The organism is Haematospirillum sp. 15-248, from assembly GCF_012102665.1.
GTDB lineage: Bacteria > Pseudomonadota > Alphaproteobacteria > Rhodospirillales > Rhodospirillaceae > Haematospirillum.
The window spans coordinates 146,507-172,538 of sequence record NZ_JAAVTF010000002.1 but is presented as its reverse complement, the minus strand read 5'-3'; the positions used below and the strand labels follow the sequence as shown (position 1 = coordinate 172,538).

Annotated in this window: 27 protein-coding genes; 19 read left to right on the top strand and 8 right to left on the bottom strand. The window is 59.2% G+C overall.

What is annotated here, in order from left to right; genetic code table 11:
* Positions 1–14: 14 nt before the first annotated feature.
* The 5 genes from mltG to fabD all read right to left on the bottom strand — a co-directional run bounded on the left by mltG (position 15) and on the right by fabD (position 4,687).
* Positions 15–1,031, bottom strand: coding sequence for an endolytic transglycosylase MltG (gene mltG, locus HEQ72_RS03765; RefSeq protein ID WP_168022605.1), 1,017 nt, complete (start codon positions 1,029–1,031; stop codon positions 15–17).
* A gap of 93 nt (positions 1,032–1,124) precedes the next feature.
* Positions 1,125–2,384, bottom strand: a complete 1,260-nt coding sequence (fabF, locus tag HEQ72_RS03760; RefSeq protein WP_168022604.1) for a beta-ketoacyl-ACP synthase II — start codon at positions 2,382–2,384, stop codon at positions 1,125–1,127.
* A gap of 111 nt (positions 2,385–2,495) precedes the next feature.
* Positions 2,496–2,732 carry an acyl carrier protein gene (locus tag HEQ72_RS03755; RefSeq protein ID WP_066134645.1) on the bottom strand — a complete coding sequence of 79 codons (237 nt, stop codon included), beginning with the start codon at positions 2,730–2,732 and terminating at the stop codon, positions 2,496–2,498.
* 217 nt (positions 2,733–2,949) lie between these two features.
* A complete protein-coding gene (gene fabG, locus HEQ72_RS03750; RefSeq protein WP_168022677.1) occupies positions 2,950–3,687 on the bottom strand; it encodes a 3-oxoacyl-[acyl-carrier-protein] reductase in 738 nt (245 codons plus the stop codon).
* A gap of 52 nt (positions 3,688–3,739) precedes the next feature.
* A complete protein-coding gene (gene fabD / locus HEQ72_RS03745; protein WP_168022603.1) occupies positions 3,740–4,687 on the bottom strand; it encodes an ACP S-malonyltransferase in 948 nt (315 codons plus the stop codon).
* Positions 4,688–4,989: 302 nt separating this feature from the next.
* Between fabD and rpsF the strand changes: the two genes are divergently transcribed.
* The 11 genes from rpsF to HEQ72_RS03690 all read left to right on the top strand — a co-directional run bounded on the left by rpsF (position 4,990) and on the right by HEQ72_RS03690 (position 15,100).
* Positions 4,990–5,457 carry a 30S ribosomal protein S6 gene (gene rpsF / locus HEQ72_RS03740; RefSeq protein WP_168019758.1) on the top strand — a complete coding sequence of 156 codons (468 nt, stop codon included), beginning with the start codon at positions 4,990–4,992 and terminating at the stop codon, positions 5,455–5,457.
* A complete protein-coding gene (gene rpsR / locus HEQ72_RS03735; RefSeq protein WP_168019831.1) occupies positions 5,454–5,690 on the top strand; it encodes a 30S ribosomal protein S18 in 237 nt (78 codons plus the stop codon). The genes rpsF and rpsR overlap by 4 nt, the downstream gene beginning before the upstream one ends.
* Before the next feature lie 13 nt (positions 5,691–5,703).
* Entirely contained in the window at positions 5,704–6,255 is a 552-nt protein-coding gene (gene rplI, locus HEQ72_RS03730; RefSeq protein ID WP_168019760.1) for a 50S ribosomal protein L9, read from the top strand.
* Positions 6,256–6,459: 204 nt separating this feature from the next.
* On the top strand, positions 6,460–7,986 hold the full coding sequence (locus HEQ72_RS03725; protein WP_168022602.1) for a replicative DNA helicase: 1,527 nt from the start codon (positions 6,460–6,462) through the stop codon (positions 7,984–7,986).
* Complete coding sequence (gene alr / locus HEQ72_RS03720; protein ID WP_168022601.1) at positions 7,973–9,061, top strand: alanine racemase; 1,089 nt, start codon at positions 7,973–7,975, stop codon at positions 9,059–9,061. The genes HEQ72_RS03725 and alr overlap by 14 nt, the downstream gene beginning before the upstream one ends.
* Positions 9,062–9,065: 4 nt before the next feature.
* Complete coding sequence (locus tag HEQ72_RS03715; protein WP_168022600.1) at positions 9,066–9,869, top strand: MlaE family ABC transporter permease; 804 nt, start codon at positions 9,066–9,068, stop codon at positions 9,867–9,869.
* A complete protein-coding gene (locus tag HEQ72_RS03710; RefSeq protein ID WP_168022599.1) occupies positions 9,866–10,654 on the top strand; it encodes an ABC transporter ATP-binding protein in 789 nt (262 codons plus the stop codon). The genes HEQ72_RS03715 and HEQ72_RS03710 overlap by 4 nt, the downstream gene beginning before the upstream one ends.
* A 4-nt stretch (positions 10,655–10,658) precedes the next feature.
* On the top strand, positions 10,659–12,077 hold the full coding sequence (radA, locus tag HEQ72_RS03705; RefSeq protein ID WP_168022598.1) for a DNA repair protein RadA: 1,419 nt from the start codon (positions 10,659–10,661) through the stop codon (positions 12,075–12,077).
* A 47-nt stretch (positions 12,078–12,124) separates the two neighbouring features.
* Positions 12,125–12,862, top strand: coding sequence for a CvpA family protein (locus tag HEQ72_RS03700; protein WP_168022597.1), 738 nt, complete (start codon positions 12,125–12,127; stop codon positions 12,860–12,862).
* Positions 12,862–14,346: an amidophosphoribosyltransferase gene (gene purF / locus HEQ72_RS03695; RefSeq protein WP_168019832.1), complete on the top strand. Its 1,485-nt coding sequence runs from the start codon at positions 12,862–12,864 to the stop codon at positions 14,344–14,346. The genes HEQ72_RS03700 and purF overlap by 1 nt, the downstream gene beginning before the upstream one ends.
* 22 nt (positions 14,347–14,368) lie before the next feature.
* Positions 14,369–15,100, top strand: coding sequence for an SDR family NAD(P)-dependent oxidoreductase (locus HEQ72_RS03690; protein ID WP_168022596.1), 732 nt, complete (start codon positions 14,369–14,371; stop codon positions 15,098–15,100).
* A gap of 10 nt (positions 15,101–15,110) precedes the next feature.
* Here HEQ72_RS03690 and HEQ72_RS03685 read toward each other — a convergent pair whose 3' ends face one another.
* Complete coding sequence (locus HEQ72_RS03685; protein WP_245184109.1) at positions 15,111–15,863, bottom strand: YqaA family protein; 753 nt, start codon at positions 15,861–15,863, stop codon at positions 15,111–15,113.
* A 182-nt stretch (positions 15,864–16,045) separates the two neighbouring features.
* Between HEQ72_RS03685 and HEQ72_RS03680 the strand changes: the two genes are divergently transcribed.
* The 7 genes from HEQ72_RS03680 (at position 16,046) to HEQ72_RS03650 (ending at position 21,434) form a co-directional block, all read left to right on the top strand.
* Entirely contained in the window at positions 16,046–16,765 is a 720-nt protein-coding gene (locus HEQ72_RS03680) for a substrate-binding periplasmic protein (protein ID WP_168022595.1), read from the top strand.
* Positions 16,766–16,770: 5 nt separating this feature from the next.
* On the top strand, positions 16,771–17,514 hold the full coding sequence (locus HEQ72_RS03675) for a substrate-binding periplasmic protein (RefSeq protein ID WP_168022594.1): 744 nt from the start codon (positions 16,771–16,773) through the stop codon (positions 17,512–17,514).
* Between the two features lie 31 nt (positions 17,515–17,545).
* Positions 17,546–18,256 carry a substrate-binding periplasmic protein gene (locus HEQ72_RS03670; RefSeq protein WP_168022593.1) on the top strand — a complete coding sequence of 237 codons (711 nt, stop codon included), beginning with the start codon at positions 17,546–17,548 and terminating at the stop codon, positions 18,254–18,256.
* A gap of 32 nt (positions 18,257–18,288) precedes the next feature.
* Positions 18,289–19,020 carry a substrate-binding periplasmic protein gene (locus HEQ72_RS03665; protein WP_066134595.1) on the top strand — a complete coding sequence of 244 codons (732 nt, stop codon included), beginning with the start codon at positions 18,289–18,291 and terminating at the stop codon, positions 19,018–19,020.
* 30 nt (positions 19,021–19,050) lie between these two features.
* Positions 19,051–19,761, top strand: a complete 711-nt coding sequence (locus HEQ72_RS03660; protein ID WP_168022592.1) for a substrate-binding periplasmic protein — start codon at positions 19,051–19,053, stop codon at positions 19,759–19,761.
* A gap of 143 nt (positions 19,762–19,904) precedes the next feature.
* Positions 19,905–20,612 carry a substrate-binding periplasmic protein gene (locus HEQ72_RS03655; RefSeq protein WP_168022591.1) on the top strand — a complete coding sequence of 236 codons (708 nt, stop codon included), beginning with the start codon at positions 19,905–19,907 and terminating at the stop codon, positions 20,610–20,612.
* Positions 20,613–20,711: 99 nt separating this feature from the next.
* Positions 20,712–21,434 carry a substrate-binding periplasmic protein gene (locus tag HEQ72_RS03650; RefSeq protein ID WP_168022590.1) on the top strand — a complete coding sequence of 241 codons (723 nt, stop codon included), beginning with the start codon at positions 20,712–20,714 and terminating at the stop codon, positions 21,432–21,434.
* 74 nt (positions 21,435–21,508) lie between these two features.
* Here the strand turns inward: HEQ72_RS03650 and HEQ72_RS03645 are convergent, their stop codons facing one another.
* Entirely contained in the window at positions 21,509–22,465 is a 957-nt protein-coding gene (locus HEQ72_RS03645) for a TerC family protein (protein WP_168019789.1), read from the bottom strand.
* A gap of 262 nt (positions 22,466–22,727) precedes the next feature.
* Here HEQ72_RS03645 and HEQ72_RS03640 point away from each other — a divergent pair, with 262 nt between their 5' ends.
* Complete coding sequence (locus HEQ72_RS03640; protein ID WP_168022589.1) at positions 22,728–24,329, top strand: AAA family ATPase; 1,602 nt, start codon at positions 22,728–22,730, stop codon at positions 24,327–24,329.
* A gap of 113 nt (positions 24,330–24,442) precedes the next feature.
* On the opposite strand, the gene HEQ72_RS03635 is transcribed toward HEQ72_RS03640, so the two are convergent.
* Positions 24,443–25,999, bottom strand: a complete 1,557-nt coding sequence (locus HEQ72_RS03635) for an ABC-F family ATP-binding cassette domain-containing protein (protein WP_209316172.1) — start codon at positions 25,997–25,999, stop codon at positions 24,443–24,445.
* Positions 26,000–26,032: the final 33 nt, after the last annotated feature.

Sequence of the window (26,032 nt, the reverse complement as noted above, 5' to 3'; positions counted from 1 at the left end):
CACTGGCCCGTAGGCTAGCGGGCGTCTGCCCTTTCCTTGCCCCGACTGATCTTGCGCCAGCGGGCAACGTTGCGGTTATGCTCGTCGAGGGTCTCTGCAAAGACGTGCCCGCCCGTACCGTCAGCAACAAAGTACAGGTCCTTTGTCTGTGCCGGCGCCAGAACGGCTGCGATGGACTCCCGCCCTGGGTTGGCAATAGGGCCAGCCGGAAGACCCGGACGGGTATAGGTATTCCACGGGTGATCCTGCTCCAGATCCTTGCGCAGCAGTGCCCTGTCCAGACTGCCGTCATCCGGGCTGAGACCATAGATGACCGTGGGATCGGACTGCAGGGGCATCCCCAGACGCAACCGGTTGATAAAAACCGCAGCAACCCGCGGACGTTCCCCGGGAACAGCGGTTTCCTTCTCGACAACAGACGCCAAGATCAACGCCTGCTGCCGGTCCTTCAGCGGAAGTCCCTCTACCCGCTGTGACCACAATGCCTCAAGGGTATCGTCCATCGCCCCCATCATACGACGCACCACCGCATCGCGGCTGTCCCCACGCATAACCTGCCATGTTTCCGGCAGCAGGGTGCCTTCTCCCGGAGAAACCGTCAGCTCTCCGTCCAGAACCGCCATATCACGCACACGATGCAGCACTTCTGCGGTCGTCAAGCCTTCCGGAATGGTCAAGGGATAACGGACCATGCCCGTTCCGGCAGCCAGCTGATCAAGAACAGCCGCCATCGATGCTCTGGCGGGAATGGCATACTCGCCGGCCTTCAACGACGCACTGCGCCCGTCGAGCCGGGCTGACAGCAAGAAGATCTCGGTATCCAGGCGCCCGGGCAACAACCCGGCCCCGTGCAGACGTTCCGCGATGCCAGCCAAACCCGATCCACGCGGAATCAGGACCACAACATCCTGCTCATGCAAGCCCTGCTCTTCGTAACGCTGGTGGACCCGGAAAGCAAAGATGCCCGCACAGACTACCAACACACCGGCACACAAAAAGAATAATTTCCCCAGAAACCGCACGACACCCATCCTGAAAGCCCAACCAACCTTATACCAGAATCAAAGAACCGCCGCAGCCCATGCCCCGGCGGTTCCTTCTTGTCAACGACCGGGAAACCCGGATCAAACAGCCCCGATCACCAAGGAGGCATTGGTCCCGCCAAACCCGAAGGAGTTTGACATCGCCACCTTGATCGAACGTTGCTTGGCCTGATTGGGCACAAGGTCAACATCACACCCATCCAGCGGATCATTCAGGTTCAATGTCGGCGGACAGACCTGATCCTGCAAGGCCCTGACGGTGTAAATTGCCTCAACGGCACCGGCAGCACCCAACAAGTGACCGATAGAGGATTTGGTCGACGACATGGACAGGGCCCGTGCCTGTTCGCCAAACAGACGTTTCACCGCCCCCAGCTCGATTTCATCGCCCAGCGGGGTCGATGTACCATGGGCATTGATATAATCCACACCCGAGACATCCAGGCAGGCATCACGCAGCGCATTGCGCATTGCGCGGAAAGCACCGTTTCCATCCTCGGCCGGAGCAGTAATGTGGTGGGCATCACCGGACATTCCGTACCCCAGAACCTCGGCATAAATCTTCGCACCGCGCCTGCGGGCGTGTTCATACTCTTCCAGAACCAGAACCCCGGCCCCTTCACCCATCACAAAGCCGTCACGCCCCTTATCCCAGGGACGGGATGCTGTTTCCGGCGTATCATTGTAACCAGTGGACAGGGCCCTGGCAGAGGCAAAACCGGCAATCCCCAAGCGGCAGACTGCGGCCTCGGCACCACCGGCAATCATGACATCGGCATCACCATACTTGATGATACGGGATGCATCACCAATGGCATGGGCACCTGTTGAACAGGCCGTCACCACGGCATGGTTCGGTCCCCTGAATCCATAACGGATCGACACATGCCCGGAGACAAGGTTGATAAGAGAAGACGGAATAAAGAACGGACTGATCTTGCGCGGACCGCTGTTGGCAAGGGTCATGGCCGACTCTGAAATACTCGGCAACCCGCCGATACCAGACCCGATAATCACCCCGGTCCGCTCGCGCTCTTCCTCGTCGGAAGGCATCCAACCGGAATCTTCGACAGCTTCGATTGCGGCTGCAAGCCCGTAGACGATAAAGTCGTCCATACGGCGCCGCTCCTTGGCTGCAGCCACCGCATCAGGGTCGAAGCGCCACGGATGGCTTTCCTCGACCGGCACCTGGCCGGCAATGCGGGCCGGCAGATCGCCAACGTCAAAACGCCCGATAGCCCGAACGCCCGACACGCCCTTCAGAATCTGCTCCCAGTTTCCCCGGACACCGCTACCCAGCGGGGTAACCATACCCAGCCCGGTAATGACCACTCGCCTCATCACACACTGTTTCCGTTATTGTTCCTGAAAAACGGTAACAAATCCACAGGCCCCGGGTATGGTCCCACACCGTGGAAACCACCCCAAAGCCGGCAGACTTGTGCCGTAAAATCAGGCCGCGTTGGCCTCGATGAAGGAAATGGCATCCTTCACAGTCTGGATCTTTTCGGCTGCATCATCAGGGATTTCGACGCCGAATTCTTCCTCGAATGCCATAACCAGCTCGACGGTATCCAAGCTGTCAGCACCCAGATCGTTGATGAAGCTGGCAGTTTCGGTCACCTTTTCGGCCTCTACGCTCAGCTGTTCGATCACAATCTTCTTCACGCGCTCGGCGACGTTGCTCATTCGTCTGTTCCTCGGTTTCAGTTTTTGGCCGCTTCGGGAATACAGGATCCGAAGCTGGCCCGATTTGAACTTAATAACGCATCCGGTCAAGTAAAATCCGGGCACCCGCCCCGATCTTCGTCACTATATCCGGCTGCAAGCGTTCTGACCTAACACAGGACAGAACACAATACCAGACTCACAGAACACCAATACAATGCCCTGACGGAAATCCCTGTCAGATCATGGCCATACCACCGTTGACATGCAGGGTCTGGCCCGTCACGTACCCCGCCTCGCGCGAGGCAAGGTAGACGACAGCGGCTGCAATATCATCTGCCGACCCCATATGACCAGCAGGAATACCCGCGTTCAGCTTTTCCTTGTGGGCTTCGGGCAGGCCTTCCGTCATAGCGGTGGCGATGAAGCCCGGGGCTACGCAGTTGACAGTAATCCCGCGTGAGGCAACCTCGGCCGCCAAGCTTTTCGACATCCCGATCAGGCCGGCTTTCGAAGCCGCATAGTTACACTGCCCCGGGTTCCCGGTCACGCCGACAATCGAGGTCACAGAAACAATACGGCCAAAACGGCGCTTCATCATCCCCTTCAGGCAGGAACGGGCCAGCTGGAACGAGCTGGTCAGGTTGACACGCAGCACCGAATCCCAGTCTTCGTCCTTGAGACGCAGGGCAAGGTTGTCACGGGTCAGACCGGCGTTGTTGACCAGGATATCCACCTTGCCCATGGCCGCTTCGGCAGCGGGTACCAAGGCGGCAACCGAATCCGGATCCGAGAGGTTTGCCGGCGTTACGAACGCCCGCTCTCCCAGCTCGGCCGCCACCTGTTCCAGCGCGTCACGGCGCGTTCCGGACAGGGCGACAACAGCCCCCCGGGCGTGCAGGGCACGGGCCACAGCCCCGCCAATGCCACCCGAGGCCCCGGTAATCAACGCACAGGCACCGCTCAGATCAAACATGGCACGGCCCTTTTCCTTGTCCGATTCCCCGGCGCAAAACCCGACAGACGCATCAGGCGACAGATGTGGTGAAGAAAGCATCGATATCCTCCGGTGTGTTCAGGGCCTGCGCAGACATGTCGCGGTCAATACGCCGGGCCAACCCTGTCAGGACCTTGCCGGCACCGCATTCAACCAGGTCCGTCACGCCCTGCTCTTTCATATACAAAACACTTTCGCGCCAACGCACTGCACCGGTGACCTGCTCGACCAGAAGGCGCCGGATTGTATCCGGGTCCTGCACAGCAGCCGCGGTCACATTGGCCACAACCGGCACCACAGGCGGTGCGATGGCAACAGACGCCAGAGCCTCGGCCATGGCATCAGCCGCAGGCTGCATCAGGGCGCAGTGGAAAGGCGCCGACACCGGCAACATGACCGGCCGCCTGGCGCCACGGCCCACAGCAATCGCAATGGCCCGTTCAACTGCCGCACGGCTTCCCGATATCACGACCTGCCCTGGCGCATTGTCGTTGGCAGCCTGGCACACCCCCCCGTCACGGGCAGCCTCGGCAGCAATGGCGCGGGCTTCCTCAAGATCAAGACCCAGCAGGGCAGCCATGGCACCTTCCCCGACCGGAACCGCCTGTTGCATGGCCCGTCCCCGAATCCGCAGCAGCCGGGCTGTATCCGTTATGCTCAGGGCGCCCGCTGCACACAGGGCCGCGTATTCACCCAGGGAATGCCCGGCAACGAATGAAGCGGCCGTTGCCAGATCAAGGCCCCGGCTTTCCAGAATCCGGACAACCGCCATTGAGACGGCCATCAGAGCTGGCTGGGCATTTTCGGTCAGGGTCAGCGCGTCGCCCGGCCCATCGGCCATCAGGGCAGACAGATTCTGGCCCAGGGCGTCATCAACCTCCTGATAAACCGCCCGGGCAACCGGAAACGCATCCCCCAGCGCACACCCCATACCAACGGCCTGTGACCCCTGGCCGGGAAAAACAAATGCACGTAACATCCGTAGTACTGACCTTTGTTCCGGACATGAATTTAAAGAACGCGGCGAAGGTGATGACCCTGGCCGCCGATGTCAAGTCATACCGTCATGCAGCATTCACCAAGCGGTGGAAAACAAACAGAAAGTGTTCACCCGTCCCCCGAATACCCGGAAACAGCTGTCCGAACAGCCCGGTTTTGCTTGCCTGCCGGGCAAAATGGCGTATAGTGCCGCCCTTCGTTACTCCTTGCCGGATGGTCCGGCTATGCTCGCAGCCCCCAAGACACGGGGTGCGGGAAGAGAATCCAGAAGGGGTTTATATAATGCCTTTGTACGAAAGCGTGCTTATCGCCCGCCAGGATATCTCCACCCAGCAGGTGGAAACCTTGGCCGATGAGCTTTCCGGCATTGTCACCGAACGCGGTGGCAAAATTGCCAAAAAAGAATTCTGGGGCCTGCGCAGCCTGGCTTACCGGGTCAACAAGAACCGCAAGGGTCACTACGTCCTGCTGCACATCGATGCACCGGCCGATGCTGTCCTGGAAATGGAACGCGTCATGCGTCTCAATGAAGACGTGCTGCGCTACATGACCCTGCGCGTTGATGCCCTGGAGGAAGGTCCTTCGGCCATCCTGCAGCAGAAGGGAGAGCGCGAGCAGCGTGGCCCCCGTGGTCCGCGTGGCCCCCGTGAAGGCGGCTTCCGCAACGACCGTGGCCCGCGTGAAGACCGCGGCCCCCGTGAAGGCGGCTTCCGCAATGACCGCAACGACCGTGCCGAGGGAGTCAACTGATGGCTGCGCCCCGTCGTCCGTTTTTCCGCCGCCGCAAGACCTGCCCCTTCTCGGGCAATGGTGCGCCGGTGATTGACTACAAGGACATCAAGCTCCTGCAGCGCTACATTTCCGAGCGCGGCAAGATTGTTCCGTCCCGCATCACTGCGGTTTCGGCCAAGAAGCAGCGCGAGCTGGCCCGCGCCATCAAGCGCGCCCGCTTCATGGCCCTGCTGCCTTACGTCGTGAAGTAAGGGAGTACGGTCCATGGAACTGATTCTGCTTGAACGCATCGAAAAACTTGGCCAGATGGGCGATGTTGTCCGGGTCAAGTCCGGATATGCCCGCAACTTCCTGCTGCCGCAGCGCAAGGCCCTGCGTGCCAACAAGGACAACATGGCCTACTTCGAGCGCCAGCGCGCAGAGATCGAGGCTGTCAACCTGAAGCGTCGCGATGAAGCCGCAGCCGTTGCCGCAAAGATGGACGGCGTCCGCGTCGTCCTGATCCGTCAGGCATCTGAAGGCGGGCACCTTTATGGTTCCGTTGCCGCGCGTGATATCCAGGAAGCCCTGCGCGAAGCCGGCTACAAGGTCGAGCGTCGCCAGGTTGTCCTGAACACGCCGCTGAAGAGCTTGGGAAGCTATACGGTGCCTGTCAGCCTGCATCCGGAAGTATCGGTGGATGTGGCGGTTGTGATTGCCCGTTCCGCTGCCGAGGCGGAAGAACAGCAGAAGGTCGCCAGCGAAGAGCAGGTTGTCCCGGCTGAAGAGATCTTCGAGGACAGCGTCCTGGAAGAAGGCGAAGAAACAGAGGCCTGAGCCACCCGGCCCAAGCACCTGTTGCCATGAAAACCGCCCCGGTCCGGGGCGGTTTTTTTTCATGCAACAACGTTACCCCATCACGACTGACAGACACATATCCGGAACCGGAACGGAACCTGTGCGCACATCCCGCCAGACAGGTTCTGTTTTCGCCAAAGAAGAGCTTTGGCGCGGATGAAAAGCCGGTGTATTCTCCGCCCCATGAACAGTTATTCCGCCTCGACCTCTGCACCGGACGCCCCGGACCGGGATTCCGTCCTTCGCGTGCCACCGCACAATATCGAAGCCGAGCAGGCCCTGCTTGGCGCGATCTTCCAGTCCAACCGCGCCTATGAACGGGTCAGCGAATTCCTGACACCCGACCATTTCAGCAACGTCCTGCATGCGCGCATCTACGCAACATGCGGACGCCTGATCGAACAGGGGCACATTGCCAACCCGCTGACCCTGAAGGCATATCTGGAGCAGGACCCCCTTCTGCAGGACGCCGGTGGTCCACAGTACCTGGCGCAGCTGGCCAATGCCGTGGTCACCATTGTCAATGCGGCGGATTACGGGCGCCTGATCCATGATCTGGCATTGCGTCGGGAATTGATCGATCTGGGCCAGACCATGGTCAACGATGCGTTTGTGGTGGATTTCGAACGCACCGCCATGAATCAGATCGAAGGCGCGGAACAGAAACTCTATGACTTGGCCACCACCGGCCATCAGGAGGGAGGATTCCAGGAATTCCGGCTGGCGCTCAACACGGCGGTCAGCATGGCAGAGGCCGCCCACCGCCGTGAGGGGCAGCTGTCCGGTGTTCCCACGGCCTTGGCCGACCTGGACAAGAAGCTGGGCGGGCTGCACCCGTCCGACCTTCTGATCCTGGCCGGGCGTCCGTCGATGGGGAAAACCGCCCTGGCCACCAACATCGCATTCAACGCCGCCCGCCTGTACAAGGAGCGCGTGGATGCCTCCGGCAACCGCGAGGTTATTGACGGGGCCAAGGTTGCCTTCTTTTCGCTGGAAATGTCCGCCGAACAGCTGGCCACCCGGCTTCTGGCACAGGAAGCGGAGATCAGTTCCCACAAGATCCGCACCGGGGAACTGTCGAAGGAAGATTTCAAGCGTATGGTGCAGATCAGCCAGGAACTACACACCCTGCCCCTTTACATTGATGACACACCGGCGCTGTCGGTCTCGGCCGTGCGCACGCGCTGTCGGCGGCTGGCCCGCCAGCATGGCCTGGGCCTGGTGGTGATTGACTATCTGCAGCTTCTGTCCGGAACACCCGGGGTCCGCAGTGAAAACCGTGTGAACGAGGTTTCGGCCATCACCCGTGGCCTGAAGGCCTTGGCCAAGGAACTGAACGTGCCGGTCATTGCCCTGTCCCAGCTTTCCCGTGCGGTGGAACAGCGGGACGACAAACGGCCACAGCTGTCGGACCTGCGTGAATCAGGCTCTATCGAGCAAGATGCCGACGTAGTGATGTTCGTCTACCGCGAGGAATATTACCTGTCCCGTGCCGAACCGGCCCGGAAGGGTGATGAAAACGAAGACCGTTTCCAGGAACGCCACCGGGTATGGATGGAGCGATGCGAAAAAGCCCACAACGTGGCCGAAGTCATTGTTGCCAAGCAGCGTCACGGCCCCATCGGCACCGTGAACCTGTACTTCGACGGCAACTATACGAAATTCGGTAATTACATTGCCCCGGACCACCTGCCCCATGACCGTCATTGAACAGGAGCGGATCCGCACCGGTGGCCTGCTGACCATCGATGTCGCTGCCGTGGTCCGGAACTGGGACACCATGCGCCGGCGCATGGGCAACGGGCGTGACTGCGGGGCCGTGGTCAAGGCAGACTGTTACGGCCTGGGTGCAGCACAGATTGCCCCTGCCCTTGCCCGCAGGGGATGCCGGGTGTTTTTTGTCGCCATGCCCGGAGAAGGGATCGCCCTGCGCCGGGTCCTGCCCGATCCGGATGTGGCCATTCACGTCCTGACCGGCCCCTTGGACGACGGAACCGAACTGACGGCTCACCACCTGACCCCGGTTCTGAACACGCCTGAACAGCTGGCGGACTGGCAAACGCATGCTCCCGGCAAGCCATTTACATTGCATGTGGATACCGGCATGAACCGGCTTGGCATGCCCTTGTCTGCTTTCATGACCCTGCCTGACTCCTGCACCCCTGCTGTTGTCATGTCACACCTGGCCTGCGCCGACGAGCCGGGGCACCCCCTCAATGCCCTGCAACAGGACCGCTTTGCCACCGCACGGGCACGGTTTCCGGGTGCGGTGGCGTCCTTGTCCAATTCGGCCGGCATGTTCCGCGGGGATGATTTCCTGTTCGACCTCGGGCGCCCGGGCATTGCCCTGTACGGGGGCAACCCGGTCCCCGGACAATCCAACCCGATGCACCCGGTGGTACGCCTCGACCTTCGGGTTCTCCAGGTCCGGGAAATTGACACTGCAGGAACGGTTGGCTATGGTGCAACCCGCCCGGTAACCCCGGGTATGCGCCTGGCGATCGTGGCTGCCGGCTATGCCGACGGGCTGCTGCGCACCTTGGGAGACCAGGGGAGCGGGACGATACACGGGGCAAGGGTTCCGATCCTGGGGCGGGTTTCAATGGACCTGATCACGTTTGATATTTCGGCCCTCCCCGCCGGTTCTGTCCACCCCGGGGATTATGTGACCGTGCTGGACGCACACCACGGCATCGACAGCCTGGCCGCCGAAGCCGGCACGCTGGGCTATGAAATCTTGACCGGACTGTCCGGTCGCTACACACGCACCTGGACCGGAAGCTGAGCTGATGAACACGTCCCCCCATGTGGATGCTGCCCTTGATTTCATGGCCCTGGTCGGGCGCGTGTTCCTGGGCTTTGTCGAGCGGGCCGGACGGCTGTCGGTCTTTACCGGGGTTGTGCTGTTCCATTGCCTGACTCCGCCGTTTTATATACGGTCCCTGGTGCGCCAGATGGTGGAGATCGGGTACTATTCCCTGCCTGTAGTGGGCCTGACAACCCTGTTTTCCGGCATGGTGCTGGCCCTGCAAAGCTATACCGGGTTTGCCCGCTTTTCGGCTGAAAGCGCCGTGGCCACCGTTGTCGTGATTTCCATGACACGGGAGCTGGGGCCGGTTCTGGCCGGGCTGATGGTGGCCGGTCGCGTCGGGGCCTCGATGGCGGCCGAACTGGGGACGATGCGCGTCACCGAACAGATTGACGCACTAACCACCCTGTCCACGAACCCGTTCCGTTATCTGGTTGTACCCCGCGTCCTGGCTGCCACCCTGATGCTGCCGCTGCTGGTTCTGGTCGGTGATATTATCGGGGTGTTCGGCGGTTATATGATCGGGACGTGGAAGCTTGGCTTCAACCCGGCCATCTATATCCAGCGGACCTGGGAATACATGCAGGCCATGGATGTCATATCCGGGCTGGTCAAGGCCGGCGTATTCGGATTCCTCATTTCCCTGACCGGCTGCTACAACGGATACCACTCCGACCGCGGGGCACAGGGGGTGGGACAGGCCACCCGCAACGCCGTGGTTTCAGCCTCGATCCTGATCCTGATCTTCAATTACATGATTACGGAGTTGTTCTTCACCCAATGACCACACCCACGGCAGACAACCCGCCCAAGATCAGCCTGACCGATGTCAGCAAATCTTTTGGAAGCAAGACGGTTCTCAACGGCGTCACGCTGGATGTCATGCGTGGCGAAAACGTGGTTGTCATCGGGGGATCGGGAACGGGGAAGTCCGTCCTGCTGAAGTGCATCCTTGGACTGATGAAACCGGACAGGGGGTCCATCCGTGTTGACGGGGCGGAAATGACACGCCTTGGCTCACGCGCCCGCGACCGCATGGCCCGCAAATTCGGCATGCTGTTCCAGGGGGCAGCCCTGTTTGATTCCCTGCCGGTCTGGGAAAATGTGGCTTTTGGACTGATCCAGGGCGGACAGATGGACAGGGCACGGGCACGGGACCGGGCGCTGGAAAAACTGGCCCAGGTCGGGCTGGGGGATGATGTCGCCGATCTTCATCCGTCAGAGCTGTCCGGCGGCATGCAAAAGCGTGTCGGACTGGCCCGCGCCATTGCCGGGGAACCGGAAATCATCTTCTTCGATGAACCCACAACCGGGCTGGACCCGATCATGGCTGATGTGATCAACGACCTGATCATCAAGTGCGTGCGGGAGCTGGGGGCAACCGCTGTCACCATCACCCACGACATGACCTCGGCACGCAAAATTGCCGACCGCATTGCCATGCTGTACCAGGGGCGGATGATCTGGACCGGCACCGCCGCCCAGGTGTTTGAGTCCGGGAATCCCTTTGTGGACCAGTTTGTACACGGTCGTGCCGAAGGGCCGATCCAGATGACGGTCAGGGCCTGACCCCGTGGCCCGGGCAGCCAGCCAGTTTTCCTGCCAAAGCTGCGGCAGCGTGTTCCCCCGCTGGGCCGGCCGCTGTGACGGGTGCGGAGAATGGAACACTCTGGTGGAGGAAAATCGCCCCGGCACGGGACCAAAGGCCATAGCCGGTGCAAAGCCGGGGCGCCGGATCGACCTGGTCGGTCTGGAAGGACAAAGCAAGATCCCCCCGCGCATGCCTACCGGCATTGCCGAACTGGACCGGGTCTGCGGGGGCGGTCTGGTCCCCGGGTCGGCTCTTCTGGTCGGGGGCGATCCCGGTATCGGCAAGTCAACCCTTTTGCTGCAGGCTGCGGCGGCACTGGCTGGAACCGGGCTGAAGGTTGCCTATATCTCCGGTGAGGAGGCCATTGATCAGGTCCGTCTGCGCGCCGCCCGGCTGGGCCTGTCACGGGCCCCCGTCGGGCTGGCATCGGCCACCAATGTCGGTGACATTGTTGCCACCCTGGAAGAAAATGATCGCCCGCAGGTGGTGGTGATTGACTCCATCCAGACCATGTACCTGGACACCCTGGATTCAGCCCCGGGCAGCGTGGCCCAGGTCCGTGCGTGCTCGCACGAATTGATCCGCCTGGCCAAACGGCGGGGCTTTGCCCTGTTCCTGGTTGGCCACGTCACCAAGGAAGGTGCCTTGGCCGGACCACGGGTGATGGAGCACATGGTCGATACCGTCCTGTATTTCGAAGGCGAACGCGGACACCATTTCCGGATCCTGCGGGCGGTGAAAAACCGCTTTGGTGCCACCGACGAAATCGGCGTGTTCGAGATGACCGACACCGGCTTGGGGGAAGTCCTCAACCCCTCGGCGCTGTTCCTGGCTGAACGGCGTGGCAATATCTCGGGCAACTGTGTGTTTGCCGGCATAGAGGGCACCCGCCCGGTGCTGGTGGAAATACAGGCCCTGGTCTCCTCGTCCGGGGGGGGATCCCCCCGCCGGGCCGTGGTCGGGTGGGACAGCAGCCGCCTGTCCATGATCATGGCGGTACTGGAGGCACGTTGCGGTCTTGCCCTGGGATCAAATGACGTATATCTGAATGTTGCCGGGGGGTTGCGGGTCAGTGAACCCGCCGCCGACCTGGCCGTTGCAGCCGCCCTGGTGTCGGCAGCCTGTGGCACGCCGGTTCCGGCAGACCTTGCCGTTTTCGGTGAAGTCGGCCTGTCCGGGGAAATCCGGGCGGTAACCCAGGGGGAAGCCCGCCTGAAGGAAGCCGCCAAACTTGGCTTTGCCGAGGCACTGTCCCCGCGCCGGCGCCAGAAACCCGGCGCACGCGGGGGAACCGGCCCTGTGGATGGCATGGCCGTACGGGAAATAGGGCACTTGCAGGACTTGGTTGCCCTGTTCCCTGCAAAGGCCCTGCGCAAGCAGGACTGTGACGCGGAAGCCTGAGACTACAAAACAGCCGGATACCTGTCCGGCACTGCCCGGGGATTACCATGATGGACTCTGTGCCCTTGACCTTTCTGGATCTTGTTGTCCTGGCCGTGGTGCTGATTTCCGCCGCCCTGGCCTTTTTCCGGGGCTTTGTGCACGAGGTGCTGGCCATTGCCGCCTGGGTCGGGGCCGGATTTGCCGCCATGTACGGGTTTCCGCTGGCGCGTCCCTTTGCCCGCGATGCCATTCCCCTGCCCTGGGCTGCCGACGGGGCCGCTGCGGTCGGCCTGTTTCTGGTGGCCCTGGTCACCCTGTCGCTTCTGACCAAGGCCCTGTCCGGCCAGGTTCAGGGCAGCCGCCTGAACTCCCTTGACCGCTCGCTTGGCTTCCTGTTCGGCCTGGCCCGGGGGGTTGTCGTCATGGCCTTTGCCTTTATGGTCCTGTCATGGGTTTATCCGACGGCAGAAGGGCGGCCACAATGGATCTCCGGCGCCCGGACCCTGCCACTGGTCGAGGCCGGTACCGAGGCCCTGCGATCCCTGATCCCCGACCATCTGAAGACAGAAGAAGCCAAGGCCCGTGGCCTGACACGCCAGACGCAGGAAGACGTACACCGGGCCATAGAGGCCAAGGCCCTGTACGACAAACTGTCCCGCCCAAGCCCGGGCGCAACATCCGGATCCCCCGACCCGGCGCTTGCCCCCGCGCTGCAGCCGGGGTATGACAGCGCAGCCAGCAACAGCCTGGACCAGTTGTTCCAGGACGAGGCATCCCGGCAGCCCCCCGACGAGAGGCCATGATGGTCAACTTTCCCGCGTTCCCGTTCAGCCTGAACCGTCACGATGATGACAAACCACAGGAAGAGTGCGGCGTTTTCGGTATCTTTTCCGACCCCGACGCCGCCGCGCACACGGCTCTCGGCCTGCACGCCCTGCAACACCGGGGCCAGGAAGCGGCGGGGGTTGTATCCTGCGACGGAGAGAACTTCCACACCCACAAGGGACTGGGGCACGTCCACCGGGTCTTCCGGCCCGAAGCAGGGGTACCGGGCCTGCCGGGAAGCATGGCCATTGGTCACGTGCGTTACTCCACGTCGGGCGATACGGCCCTGCGCAATGTCCAGCCCCTGTACGCCGACCTGGCCTGCGGCGGCATTGCCCTTGCCCACAACGGCAACCTGACCAATGCCCTGACCCTGCGCCACCAGCTGGTCCAGCAGGGCTGCATCTTCCAGTCCACCAGCGATACCGAGGTGATCATCCAGCTGATGGCCCGGTCGCGCAAGGCTTCGGTGGAAGACCGCCTGATCGATGCCCTGTCCCAGGTGGAAGGGGCCTTCTCCCTTGTGGTCATGACCGCCGATACCCTGATCGGGGTGCGTGATCCACACGGTTTCCGCCCCCTGGTGCTGGGCAGCCATGGCGATGCCACCCTGTTTGCATCGGAAACCTGCGCGCTGGATATCATCAGCGCCGAATACGTGCGGGATATCGAACCCGGGGAAATGGTGGTGATCAACCGTGCCGGCCTGCGATCCATGCGGCCTTTCCCAACGGTCGGGCGGCGGTTCTGTATTTTTGAATATATCTACTTTGCCCGTCCGGATTCGGTCTGCGAAGGGCTGAGTGTCTATGACATGCGCAAGAAAATCGGCATGGAGCTGGCGCGGGAAGCCCCGGTTGCGGCCGATGTTGTGGTGCCGGTTCCCGATTCCGGCATTCCGGCCGCACTGGGATATGCCCAGGAAAGCGGCATCCCCTTCGAACTGGGGATCATCCGCAACCATTATGTCGGACGGACCTTTATCCAGCCGACCCAGAAAACCCGCGATATCGGCGTACGGCGCAAACACAACGCCAACCGTCTGTATCTGGAAGGCAAGCGCGTGGTCCTGGTTGATGACAGCATCGTGCGCGGCACCACCTCCACCAAGATTGTGGACATGGTGCGCCAGGCCGGCGCCGCCGAGGTACACCTGCGGATCTCGTCCCCTCCAACCGCACACCCGTGCTATTTCGGGATCGATACCCCGGAACGGGAGAAACTGCTGGCCGCACGCTTTGATGTTCCGGGCATGGCCCGCATCCTGGGGGTAGACAGCCTGGCCTTTATTTCGGTCGATGGCCTGTACCGCGCCGCCGGCCAGCCCGGACGGAACGAACAAAACCCCGGTTTCTGCGATGCCTGCTTTACCGGCGATTATGTCTCGAAACTGACCGATCTGGCCACGCCGGATACCCTGCGGGTGGTATCCCGTCTGAACGAACACCGTCGTAGCATCTGACTGCACAAGGATCTGAACAGCCGTGAGCAAACGACTGGAAGGGCGCATTGCCCTGGTAACCGGGGCATCACGCGGAATCGGACGTGCCCTTGCCCACCACCTGGCCACCGAAGGCGCCACGGTTGTGGCCGTTGCCCGCACACAGGGCGCGCTGGAAGAACTGGATGACGCGGTTCATGGCGCATGCGGAACCCGCCTGGTTCTGGTACCCGAGGATCTGCGCAAGACCGACAGGATCGACCAGATGGCCGCCGCCCTGTACCAAAGGTTCGGACGGCTGGACATTCTGGTCGGCAATGCCGGGCTTCTGGGGCAGCTGGGACCGGTCGGACACATCAAGCCCAAGACGTTTGATGATGTGATGAACACCAACCTGCGCGTCAACTGGGAACTGATCCGCTACATGGATCCGCTGCTGCGTCTGTCCGATGCCGGGCGGGCGGTGTTTGTAACCAGCTCGGTCGCGCGGGCACCACGGGCCTACTGGGGTCCCTATGCCGCATCGAAGGCCGCGCTGGAGGTTCTGGTCAGAACCTGGGCGGAAGAGGTCAGGCAAACCCCGCTGCGGGTCAACCTGTATGACCCGGGTGGCACCCGCACCCGGATGCGGGAACAGGCGTTCCCGGGGGAAGATCCGCAAACCCTGCCCCCGCCAGAGGTTCATGCCGCACCCGTTCTGGACCTGGTGGCCGCCGACTGCCCGCACCACGGGGCAACCATCGTATACCGGGAACAAGTGGAAACACCGCTCTGAACCGCCTGCCCTAGAACAGGAAAACAGCCCCGACCCCCAGGGCCAGAACAAACATCCCGCCCCAGAACAGCGGGTAGAAATGGGTGTCGATCACTGTTCTGGCCCGGGCGCCGTACATGCGGAACAGCCAGGCTACAAACAGGAAACGGGCACCACGGGTCAGGGCGCAGGCCAGAACAAAAGCCGGCAGGTTCATCTGCGCCACACCGCCGGCAATCGTGACCAGCTTGAAGGGAATGGGCGTCAAGCCCTTTGCCACAATAATCCAGGCGCCCCATTCGGCAAAGCCGTCACGAAACACGGCAAAGGCATCCTGCAGGCGATAGGCCTCGATAATCGGCCGGCCGACCAGCTCGTACAGGCCTGCGCCGATCGCATAACCAAAAAGCCCCCCCAGAACAGACATAAGGGTACACCACAGGGCCGCCCGTATAGCCCGGTCTGGCCTGGACAGGGCCACCGCCATCAGGATGGGATCTGGGGGAACCGGAAAGAACGACGCCTCGGCAAAGGAAACCAACCCCAGAATCGGAATGGCCCGGGGCCCCTCGGCCACGCGCAGGGTCCAGTCATACAGGCGGCGAATCAGCCCCTTGCGGACAGGTGGGGATGCAACAGGAACCGTTTCGGACAATCTGGACACAATCATCAAACCCAAGCGAACAGAAACAGGCCGCCAGATTGCCTGTCCCGGCACAAAAATACAGCCTTTTTTCCGACAGTCCTGTTCACAATCCACCGCCATACCGCACATAGGCGTCATGACCGGGCAGAATACCCTTCAGGGCACCGGACAGAAATATCTTGATGATTCATCGTTCTGCCCTGAAGCTGACAGGACAGCCCCGTACGGTGCCCTGTTCCGGCGCTCCGGGCTTTTGTTGCGTCATCCCTGTACAGACACCCTGCCCCCTGTCTTTCCCATACGGATGCGGAGTGCACTCCATGACGAAACGCTTTATCCCGGTTGTGCTTGCAGCCTTTCTGCCCCTTACCGCGACAGCAGCACCTCTGACCTTCAATACCGAGGACTGGTTTCCCTACAACTACACCAAAAACGGAAAGGTTGTCGGGTCATCGACCGAACTGGTCAAGCTGATCGGCAAGAACGCCGACGTTGAATATGAAATTGTGCTTGGCCCGTGGAACAAATCCTACACCGAGGCCCTGAACCTCCCCGGCAAGTGTGTTTATACCACTGCTGTCACCGACGAAAGAAAGCCCCTGTTCAAATGGGTGTATCCCATCGATACAACCCGTCTGATCATCTACAAGCTCAAGGGCAAACCCCTGACCGCATCATCCCTGGATGATCTAAAGGGCAAGAAAATCGGCAGCTATACCGATGATGCTGCGGCTGAATTCCTGAAGAGCAAAGGTTTCACCGTGGATGAAGCCCCGGCAGACAACGTCAATCCGAAGAAACTGGTAACCGGGCGCATCGATGCCTGGATCACAACCGATACATCCGGCCTGAAACTGGCCAAGGAAGCCGGTGTGGAGGTCGAGGAAGTGATGGTTGCCCATGAACATCCGCTGGGACTGGCCTGCAACAAGTCGGTCGAGGATGCCGTGATCGCCAAAATGCAGAAAGCACTGGATGACCTGATTGCATCCGGCGAGGCCGACAAGATCCGGAAAAGCAAGTTCCAGATGCAAGAGTAACCAGCATGCCCGGTTCCGGACCTCTCAGCCGCCATGCCAGCGCCCTTGTGGCCTGTGCCTTGGCTCTTGCCCCGGCTACAGCCGGGGCCGGGCGGCTTGTGTTCAACACCGAGGAATCCCCACCCTTCAATTACTTCCAGGACGGGAAGGTCGTCGGGACATCGGCTGATATTGTGCGGCGGATCGCCAAGGATGCTGACATTGCGTATGACATCATCGTCGGCCCCTGGAAAAAGAGTTACAACAATGCCCTGCACCAGGATGGGCACTGCGTCTTCTCAACAAAGTTTACCGAAGCCAGGGCACCCCTGTTCAAGTGGGTCATGCCGATCGAAATCAGCAAGTCCGTTATCTACAAGCGCAAGGGAGATCCCTTCAAGGCACTGTCCCTGGAGGACCTGCGCGGCAAGAAGATTGGATCGTACAGCAACGATATCTGGGTTGGTTACCTGCGCGACGCCAACATCGAGGTTGAAGAAGCCAACAGCGATTACGTCAACATGAACAAACTGAAGACAGGGCGCATCGACCTGTGGGCCGGCGGCGAAGGCGATGACCTGGTGGCTCGTGAAGCCGGGATCGAGGTCGAGGAAGCGCTGGTTTTTGCCGAAAATGTCATCGGGTTGGCGTGTAACAAAAAGATTGATGACCATATCATCGAGCGGTTGCAGGAGGCTCTTGACCAGCTTAACGCATCCGGAGAGGCTGAAGAGATACGCCGGTCCCGATACCAAACACCTGTCCCGTGATTTTGGATCTGTAACAAGGGGAACTGTTACAATGCCGGAATGCCGTGGTCCTGTCCTTTTCCTTGGCCTGGTGCTTGCGTGTGCACCAGCCGGTGCACAGCCGCTTGTGTTCAATACAGAAGAATGGGCACCCTACAACTATATGGAAAACGGGCGGGTTGCCGGTACATCCACCGACATTGTCCGCTTGGTCGCCAAGAACGCAGACATTGATTATGAAACCGTTCTGGGGCCATGGAACCGGTCCTATAACACCGCCCTGAATCACCCGGGAAACTGCGTGTTCTCCACCGTCATCACCGACGAACGCAAACCCCTGTTCAAATGGGTCGCCCCCATTGAAAGAACCCGCCTGGTCTTGTTCAAGCTGCGCGGAAACAGCCTCACAGCCACATCCTTGTCCGACGTGAAAAATATGAAGATCGGCAGCTACAAGGGATCGGTCGAGGTCGAGTATTTGGAAGCGCGTGGCCTGACCGTAGAAGAAGCGCCGGCTGATTACGTCAATGCCAGCAAATTGAAAAGCGGGCGCATCGATTTGTGGGCAACAGCCGATACATCGGTTCGTCAGGCCCGTGAGGCCGGAGTGGAGATAGAACCAGCCCTGGTCTTCAGCGAGAATGATCTGGGTCTGGCCTGCAACCTGGCCACCGATGATGCCGTTATTGCCAAGCTACAAGCTGCACTGGATGCCATAAACGCCTCCGGCGAGGCTGACAAAATACGCCAGTCCAAATTCTGAAATGATCTGACCGGTTCACAGGGGATACCACCATGAAGTCATTTTCTGCCATTGCCCTTCTGGCCACCCTCGTCATCGGACCGGCGGTAAAACCCGGTACGGCCATGGCCCAAGGGCAAACACTGATCTTCAACACCGAAGAGTGGTTTCCCTATAATTACGCCAAGGGTGACAGCGTGGTCGGCACAGCAACCGAGCTGGTCAAACGTATCGCCAGCAAGGCCGGTATTCCCTATACGATTACGCTCGGCCCGTGGAACCGCTCCTATAACAATGCGCTGACGCTTCCCAATCATTGTGTGTATTCCACCAATATCACCGAGGAACGCCGGCCCCTGTTCAAATGGGTTGCCCCCATCGAGAATGCCCGCTGGGTTGTCTACAAGAAAAAGGGAAGCCTGATAGAGGCCAAATCCCTGGAAGACCTGCGCAACCGCGTGTTTGGCGGCTATCTGGGGGATGCCATTGCCACCTATCTGAAAAACAATGACTTCAAGGTGGAGGAAGCCGCCAGCGATCACATCAACCCCCGCAAACTGGAAGCCGGACGCATTGATGTGTGGGCTACCTACGATGCCTCGGGGCTGAAACTGGCTCAGGACAGCGAAGTCGAGATCGAACTGGTACTTCCGATCCGCGACAACGAATTGGGGCTGGCATGCAACAAAATGGTCGATGACAACGCCGTTATGGCCATGCAAAAAGCCCTGAACGAGCTCAATGCATCCGGCGAAGCCGATGCCATCCGCAAATCCAAGCTCTGATCCCGGGCGACAGCACAAGGATCAAGACTCATGACCAGCTTTCGCGTTCCTGTCATCCTTGTTCTGGTATTGGCCTCCCATGCTGCCAGATCAGAGCCACTGATCTTCAATACAGAAGACTATTACCCGTACAATTATCTGGAAAATGGCAAGATCACCGGAACATCAACGCGCATTGTCGCCTTGATGGCAGAAAAAGCAGGCGTTTCGTACCGCCTGGTCACCGGTCCTTGGCAGCAGTCTTTCAGCAATGCCCTGAGCCAGAACAACAATTGTGTCTTTTCAGCGATCTTCAGCGAAGAGCGGAAAGATCTTTTCAAATGGGTCCTGCCCATAGACACCATGCGGATGGTCATCTACAAGCTGAAGGACAGCCCCCTGACAGCCAAAACCCTTGATGATCTCAAGGAGCATACCATTGGTGGGTACAGCGGCGATGCATCAGCATCCTATCTGAAGCTGCGCGGCTTCCGGGTCGATGAAACCACAACAGACAGCCTGAACCCCATGCGCCTGCGCACCAAGCGGATCGATGCCTGGGCCACATCAGACTTTCTTGGCCCCAAGCTGTCCAAGGAAGCCGGCGTGGACGTTGAACCTCTTCTTGTTGTCAGCGAACGCGCCATGGGATTGGCCTGCAACAAGTCAATTGATGATGTTACTATAAAAAAACTTCAGGATTCACTTGATGATATGAATAAAAATGGTGAACTTGAAAAAATAAGGAGCGATAAAAAGTAGAAGAAAGATACAAAAACTAAATACATATGAATGCATATTACAGATAACATATTGACCTTGGATAAAAATTAGTAGTTTAATCATCCGGCGCGTGGCGAGTGGAATTTCTGTGATTAAGCCCATCAAAAACGGGGAGTGTCCTGATGTTCAAACGCTTTTTGCCTGCTCTTGCCCTGCTCGTGGCACCGGGTGCGGCTGCAGCCCAGACCTTGACCTTCAATACTGAAGAATGGTTCCCCTACAACTATGCCAAGGATGGCAAGGTTGCCGGCACGGCCACCCAAATTGTGGAACGGGCTGCACAGGCTGCACAGGTCCCCTACACCATTGCCCTCGGGCCATGGAACCGGGCCTACAACACAGCCCTGACGCAGAAAGACAACTGCGTTTATTCGACCACCGTCACCGACGAGCGCAAGCCCCTGTTCAAGTGGGTCACGCCCGTGGAAACCGTGAAGTGGGTGGTTTACAAGGCCAAGGGCAACGCCCTGACGGCTGCATCCATGGACGATCTGAAAGGCAAGAAGATCGGTGGCTATGTCGGGGACGCCGTGGCCAACTACATGAAGAGCCAGGGCTTCACTGTTGACGAAGCCCCCGGCGATGATGCCAACCCGAAAAAGCTGCAAGCCGGGCGTATCGACGCGTGGGCCACAACCGATATTTCGGGGATCAAGCTGGCCAAGGACGCCGGCGTGGAAATCGAGAAGGTAATCGACATCCGCGAGAATGTTATGGGCCTTGCCTGTAACAAGGAAATCGACGATGCCATTGTCGCCAAGCTTCAGGCTGCGCTGGATGCCCTCAACTCATCCGGGGAAGCTGAAAAGATCCGTCAGTCCAAGTTCTGATCCTTACCCCTGTTGTACACCGTGGGAACACTGTTTTCCCCGGTGTACAACAGGGACCCTGCTTTCAGGCATAGGCGAGAGAGAGGTAAGGAGCACCTTATGCGCATACGCCCTGTGCTTGCCGTGCTTGCGTTCACGATGCTGCCAGAGCAGGCCACGTCGGCAACGCCGATCCTGACCCTCAACACTGAAGAATGGTATCCCTTCAGCTATACCAAAGAACACAAGTCCTCTGGTACAGCTGTCGAGATTGTGCGCCTGATCATGAAACAGGCGGGCATCAGCTACCAGATTGTCAATGGCCCGTGGAACCGGTCGTACAACACGGCCCTTGTCAAACCCGAAAATTGCGTCTTCCCGACCCAGATCACAAAAGACCGCAAGCCGCTGTTCAAGTGGGTCAGCCCGATCGAAACAAACAGGTGGGTGGTCTACAGGAAAAAGGGCAGCCCGTTGCAAGCCAAGACCCTTGATGATCTGAAAGGCAAGATCATTGGCGGCTATATCGGCGATGCTATTGCCGTACACCTGAAAGGCAGGGGCTTCTCGGTTGAAGAAGCAACAGCAGACCACTTCAATGTCAAGAAGCTGGAATCCGGCAAGATTGATGCCTGGGCGACAACCCAGATTTCCGGCATGAAGCTGGCCAAGGATGGCGGCCTGGAGATCGAACAGGTTCTGGAGATCCGCGAAAACACTCTGGCACTGGCCTGCAACCGTACACTGGATGATGCCCTCATCTCCAAGCTTCAGGCTGCCCTTGATGCCCTGGAAGCTTCGGGGGAGGCCGAAAAAATCCGCCAGTCCAAATTCCAGGAATAGACCGCCCCGCACATACACGCACCGGAATCAAAAAGGCGGGGAACCTGTCCCCGCCTTTCTGCACACCCCTCACATCATGGATCACGACTGTCCAGTGGCTCCGGCGCAGCCTGGGGACCTTCATTGCGGGTTTTCCAGATAGAAAGCAGGACCGATCCCCCGATAATGCCGACAATCAGGGACAAGGCGACCCAAGTTGGCATCTTGTAGAAATCGACCATCAGCATCTTCACACCGACCACGACCAGCAACAGCGCCAGGCCATATTTCAGATACCGGAACCGTGGCAACAACCCGGCCAGGGCAAAATACAGGGACCGCAACCCCAGAATGGCAAAGACGTTGGAGGTAAAGACAATAAAGGGATCTGTGGTAATGGCAAAAATCGCCGGAATACTGTCTACGGCAAAGACCACATCCACAGCCTCGACCGCCAGCAAAGCCAGGAACAAGGGCGTCGCATGGCGGACGCCATCGATGGTGACAAAGAAGTTATGGTCATGAAAATCCCGGGTCACGCGGAAGAAACGCCGGGCCAGACGCACCAGCCATATTTTCTCCGGCGCTGGCTCGGCGTCTGCGGCTACCACCATCTTGATACCGGTGAACACCAGGAACGCGCCAAACAGGTACAGAATCCAGTGGAATTCCCGGACCAGCGCTGTTCCGGCCAGAATCATGCCCGCGCGCATCACCAGCGCACCAATAATCCCCCAGAACAAAACCCGGTGCTGGTAACGGGGCGGAACGGCAAAAGCCGTAAACACCAGCGCAATCACAAAGATATTGTCGATGGAAAGGCTCAGCTCAATCAGATACCCGGTCAGGAACTCCATCCCGGACACAGGCCCACGGAGATACCAGACCCCCGCCCCGAAGCTCATCGCCAGCACAAAATAAAACAAACACATCAAAAGGGACTGGCGCAGGGACACAACCTCGTCCCGGCGGTTCAACACCCCGAGATCAAGCGCCAGAAGCCCAAGCACAAAGACGGCAAAGCCACCCCAGGCCAAAACGGTCAAATCCATGGACACGCTCCGGATACACAGGCGCGCCGCGTTCGCGCAGACTGAAACGGGGATCCGACATCACGGTGACGCCTCAACCGCCAGAGGGGCCCGGATCCAGGCACACAGAAGCCCAAATATCAGGAAAACAGCCGTTTACGTCAAGGTTATCCCCCATTCTTCACCATAATTATAAAAACAATGCGCTTTCTTGTTCACGTTCACGTTCGTTTCGGGTAGTGTCCGCAACACTTTTCCTGGACCAGCCCCGGATTGCTTCACGATGACCATACCGTCACCGCAGGATGTCGTTCTTGCATTTCTCGCCGACCCCGCCACACACAATGGACAGGCGGTTGAAAGAATAGACACCCACATATCAACGGTGTTCCTGTCCGGCGACCGGGCCTGGAAGGTCAAAAAGGCCGTAACCCTGCCTTTCCTGGACTTTGCGACCTGCGCCATGCGTCATGATGCCTGCCAGGCCGAAGTATCCCTGAACCGCCGCACCGCGCCGGACCTGTACCTAGATGTCATTCCGGTCACCCGCAACGGCAACGGAGATCTGATGCTGGGGGGGATCGGGGAACCCGTGGAATGGGTCATTGAAATGCGGCGCTTCCCCCAGGACATGCTGTTGTCTGCCGTTGCCCGGCGCGAGGGGGGGCTGTCCTACAACATGCTGCTGGATATGGCCGAAGCCATTTCCCGGTTCCACAGCAATGCCGAAATTTTCCCGGGCCGATTCGGCTCCAAGGGGGTTATGTCGATCCTGGACCGGAACCACAAGGCGACTACGCCTCACTGTGAGAGCGGAACAGGGACACCCGTTCTGGACCCGGATTCCGTCAGCGACCTGTTCGGGCAGCTGATGACAGAGGTTCGCCAGCTGTCCCCCCTGCTTGATGCGCGCAGCCATTCCGGTCAGGTCCGTCGCTGCCATGGCGACCTGCACCTGGGGAACATCTGCCTGTCCGAGAACAAGACGATGCTGTTTGACTGCATCGAATTCAACGAGCTGTTCTCGACCATCGATGTCCTGTACGACCTTGCCTTCCTGATGATGGACCTGCTGCACTGCGGGTACAAACCGGAAGCCTCCATCCTGCTGAACGCCTATCTGGAATGGCGCAATGACTTAGATGGCTTGGCCGCCCTTCCCCTGTTCATCGCCATCCGGGCGCAGATCCGCAGCTTTATATCGGCTTCCATAGCCCCTCATCAAAGCAGCCCTGTTGCCATGCAGGAACAGGCCCGCATCTATCACCGGGAAGCCCTGGCAGCCCTGCAACGCCCCACGCCGATGATTATCGCCGTCGGTGGATTGTCCGGCTCCGGCAAGTCCCGTTGCGCCCGTCACCTTGCCCCGCACCTGGGCGGCGCCTTTGGCGGGATCGTGTTGCGGACCGACGTGATCCGCAAGCGCATCCTTGACCACGACCCCTATGAACACCTGCCGCCGTCTGCCTATACCGGGGAAATGTCCCGCAAGACCTACGACACCCTGTACGATGACTGCCGCCGCGTTATCGCCGATGGCCTGCCCGTTCTTGCCGACGCCGTTTTTGCCAAGCAGGAAGAACGGGAACGGATTGAGGCCCTGGCCCACGAGCTTGGGGTTCCATTTATCGGCCTGTGGCTGGAAGCAGACCCCGAAATCGCCGCGACCCGCATTGAAAACCGCAAGCGGACCCCGTCTGATGCCACCGTTGAAGTTCTGCACAAACAGCTGGCATGGAATGTGGGTGAGGTGCGCTGGACACGCATCGACAGTTCCGGCAGCAAGGAAGTGACCGATGCCATCGCACTGGATGCCGTGCGGGCTGGCACAAGTGGTCTTCGTGCCAATAAAGTTGTAACGATGTCCGGCACGCGGAAAGGATAAACAATATACACCCCTCAGGTTTATACTTACTCTGGCATAAACCTGAAAGGTGTACTGCCCATGTTCCAACCCTTATGACACAGGCCCGGATGGAAGATCCCTGGCTCCTGCTGTCAGGCGGTCAGACGTATCTCGCCCGTCACGCCTATGTCCGCTATAAAGTCATTGTCGTGACTGACAATCAACAGGCTCCCGGCATAATCGCGCAGGGACTTTGCCAGCATAAGGCGTGAGTCCATATCCAGGTGGTTGTCAGGCTCATCAAGAAGCAACAGGGTATCGCCTGACTGGTGACTGATCGCCAGCATGGCCACCTTCATCTTTTCCCCACCGCTGAGGGTAGAAACCGCTTGGTCCGCCCGCTCACGCTTCAACCCTATGCCTGCCAAGAGCGTCCGCCTGTCTGTTTCCATCAGGTGAGGACAGAAAACAGACAGATTTTGCAGCGCAGATCCCGCATTATCCAGCAGCCTGAAATGTTGATCCAGATAGCACAGCCGTGCCCGAACCTGAATGGACCCCCCGGCAGCAGCTGCGTGCCCGGAAATAATTTTCAGCAGTGTGGACTTGCCGCTACCATTGGCACCGGACAAACGGATTTTTTCCCCGAAATCAAGCGAAAATGTAATGCTACTATGACTGTCATTATAAGGAAGGCTGACATCCGTAACGTCAAGTATACGTGTTGCACGCTTTTCTGGCTTGCCCAAGGACAACGTTTGCGGCTTCAACATTTCATGTTGCTGTCTCAACTGATCGAACTCAACCTTCATCGTTTCCAGATGCTGGTTCTGTCTGTTTTCCCTGGAACCGCCGGCACGTTCTGCATCCTGCTTCTTGTTATTCAAAATCATCTTTGACTGACTGCCAGAACGAGCAACCTGTTTGCCCTGGACAGCTCTTTGTCGGGCCTTCTCCCGATTCTTCTGTATAGTCTGGCGTACCTGCTTCATGTTCTTCACGGCATCCTTGATACGTCGCTCCTGACCAGCCAGTTCATTGGCACGCTCTTCCACAAAAACGTCATAGTTTCCACCATACCGATGTAAACCAAGACCGTTCAGTTCCAGAATCCCGTCCACACAGCGCAAGATATCGCGATCATGGCTGATCACCAAAACACCGCCACAAAATTTTTGTAGCTGCTCGACAAGCCAGATCTTCCCCTCTTCATCTAGATGGTTTCCTGGTTCATCCAAGATCAGATAGTCGCAGCGGGAGTGTAAAAACCGATGCAAGGCAAGCCGGGTGAGCTGACCTCCACTCAGAACCCGGCAAGGTAAAAAAGGATCAGCAGGCAAACTCAATGACCGCAGCTGATCTTCCAGCTCTTCCCTTAACAACCACTGATCCCCGATCAAGTCAAAATCATGGGGATCACATCCACCGGCAGCGACACGCGCCAAAGCTTCCAGTTTGCCACGAACCTCAAGAAAATCACTGATTGTTTCGTATTGGAACAGATTACCCTCCGCACCAAACTGCTTCATCCAGCCAATACGGCAAGAGGATGTGACCGAACCAGAACTGGGAGCGACTTCCCCAGCCAGTATTGAAGCCAGAACAGACTTGCCCGACCCGTTTCGGCCAATCAGCCCGGTAACCCCATCATCCAAAGTAAACGTCAGATCGGAAAAAAGCGTATCACCATCATTAAATTGATAGGTCAAACCCCTTGCATCTACCCTGATCACAAGACCTCC

Coding starts and splice junctions, on each gene's coding strand:
- HEQ72_RS03650 (WP_168022590.1), top strand. CDS start 20,712: ATGCGCATACGCCCTGTGCTTGCCGTGCTTGCGTTCACGATGCTGCCA.
- HEQ72_RS03665 (WP_066134595.1), top strand. CDS start 18,289: ATGAAGTCATTTTCTGCCATTGCCCTTCTGGCCACCCTCGTCATCGGA.
- HEQ72_RS03710 (WP_168022599.1), top strand. CDS start 9,866: ATGACCACACCCACGGCAGACAACCCGCCCAAGATCAGCCTGACCGAT.
- HEQ72_RS03700 (WP_168022597.1), top strand. CDS start 12,125: ATGATGGACTCTGTGCCCTTGACCTTTCTGGATCTTGTTGTCCTGGCC.
- mltG (WP_168022605.1), bottom strand. CDS start 1,031: ATGGGTGTCGTGCGGTTTCTGGGGAAATTATTCTTTTTGTGTGCCGGT.
- rplI (WP_168019760.1), top strand. CDS start 5,704: ATGGAACTGATTCTGCTTGAACGCATCGAAAAACTTGGCCAGATGGGC.
- HEQ72_RS03715 (WP_168022600.1), top strand. CDS start 9,066: ATGAACACGTCCCCCCATGTGGATGCTGCCCTTGATTTCATGGCCCTG.
- HEQ72_RS03640 (WP_168022589.1), top strand. CDS start 22,728: ATGACCATACCGTCACCGCAGGATGTCGTTCTTGCATTTCTCGCCGAC.
- HEQ72_RS03680 (WP_168022595.1), top strand. CDS start 16,046: ATGACGAAACGCTTTATCCCGGTTGTGCTTGCAGCCTTTCTGCCCCTT.
- HEQ72_RS03645 (WP_168019789.1), bottom strand. CDS start 22,465: ATGGATTTGACCGTTTTGGCCTGGGGTGGCTTTGCCGTCTTTGTGCTT.
- purF (WP_168019832.1), top strand. CDS start 12,862: ATGGTCAACTTTCCCGCGTTCCCGTTCAGCCTGAACCGTCACGATGAT.
- HEQ72_RS03725 (WP_168022602.1), top strand. CDS start 6,460: ATGAACAGTTATTCCGCCTCGACCTCTGCACCGGACGCCCCGGACCGG.
- HEQ72_RS03685 (WP_245184109.1), bottom strand. CDS start 15,863: ATGACGCCTATGTGCGGTATGGCGGTGGATTGTGAACAGGACTGTCGG.
- HEQ72_RS03655 (WP_168022591.1), top strand. CDS start 19,905: ATGTTCAAACGCTTTTTGCCTGCTCTTGCCCTGCTCGTGGCACCGGGT.
- HEQ72_RS03660 (WP_168022592.1), top strand. CDS start 19,051: ATGACCAGCTTTCGCGTTCCTGTCATCCTTGTTCTGGTATTGGCCTCC.
- rpsF (WP_168019758.1), top strand. CDS start 4,990: ATGCCTTTGTACGAAAGCGTGCTTATCGCCCGCCAGGATATCTCCACC.
- alr (WP_168022601.1), top strand. CDS start 7,973: ATGACCGTCATTGAACAGGAGCGGATCCGCACCGGTGGCCTGCTGACC.
- HEQ72_RS03670 (WP_168022593.1), top strand. CDS start 17,546: ATGCCGGAATGCCGTGGTCCTGTCCTTTTCCTTGGCCTGGTGCTTGCG.
- fabG (WP_168022677.1), bottom strand. CDS start 3,687: ATGTTTGATCTGAGCGGTGCCTGTGCGTTGATTACCGGGGCCTCGGGT.
- HEQ72_RS03755 (WP_066134645.1), bottom strand. CDS start 2,732: ATGAGCAACGTCGCCGAGCGCGTGAAGAAGATTGTGATCGAACAGCTG.
- fabD (WP_168022603.1), bottom strand. CDS start 4,687: ATGTTACGTGCATTTGTTTTTCCCGGCCAGGGGTCACAGGCCGTTGGT.
- fabF (WP_168022604.1), bottom strand. CDS start 2,384: ATGAGGCGAGTGGTCATTACCGGGCTGGGTATGGTTACCCCGCTGGGT.
- HEQ72_RS03675 (WP_168022594.1), top strand. CDS start 16,771: ATGCCCGGTTCCGGACCTCTCAGCCGCCATGCCAGCGCCCTTGTGGCC.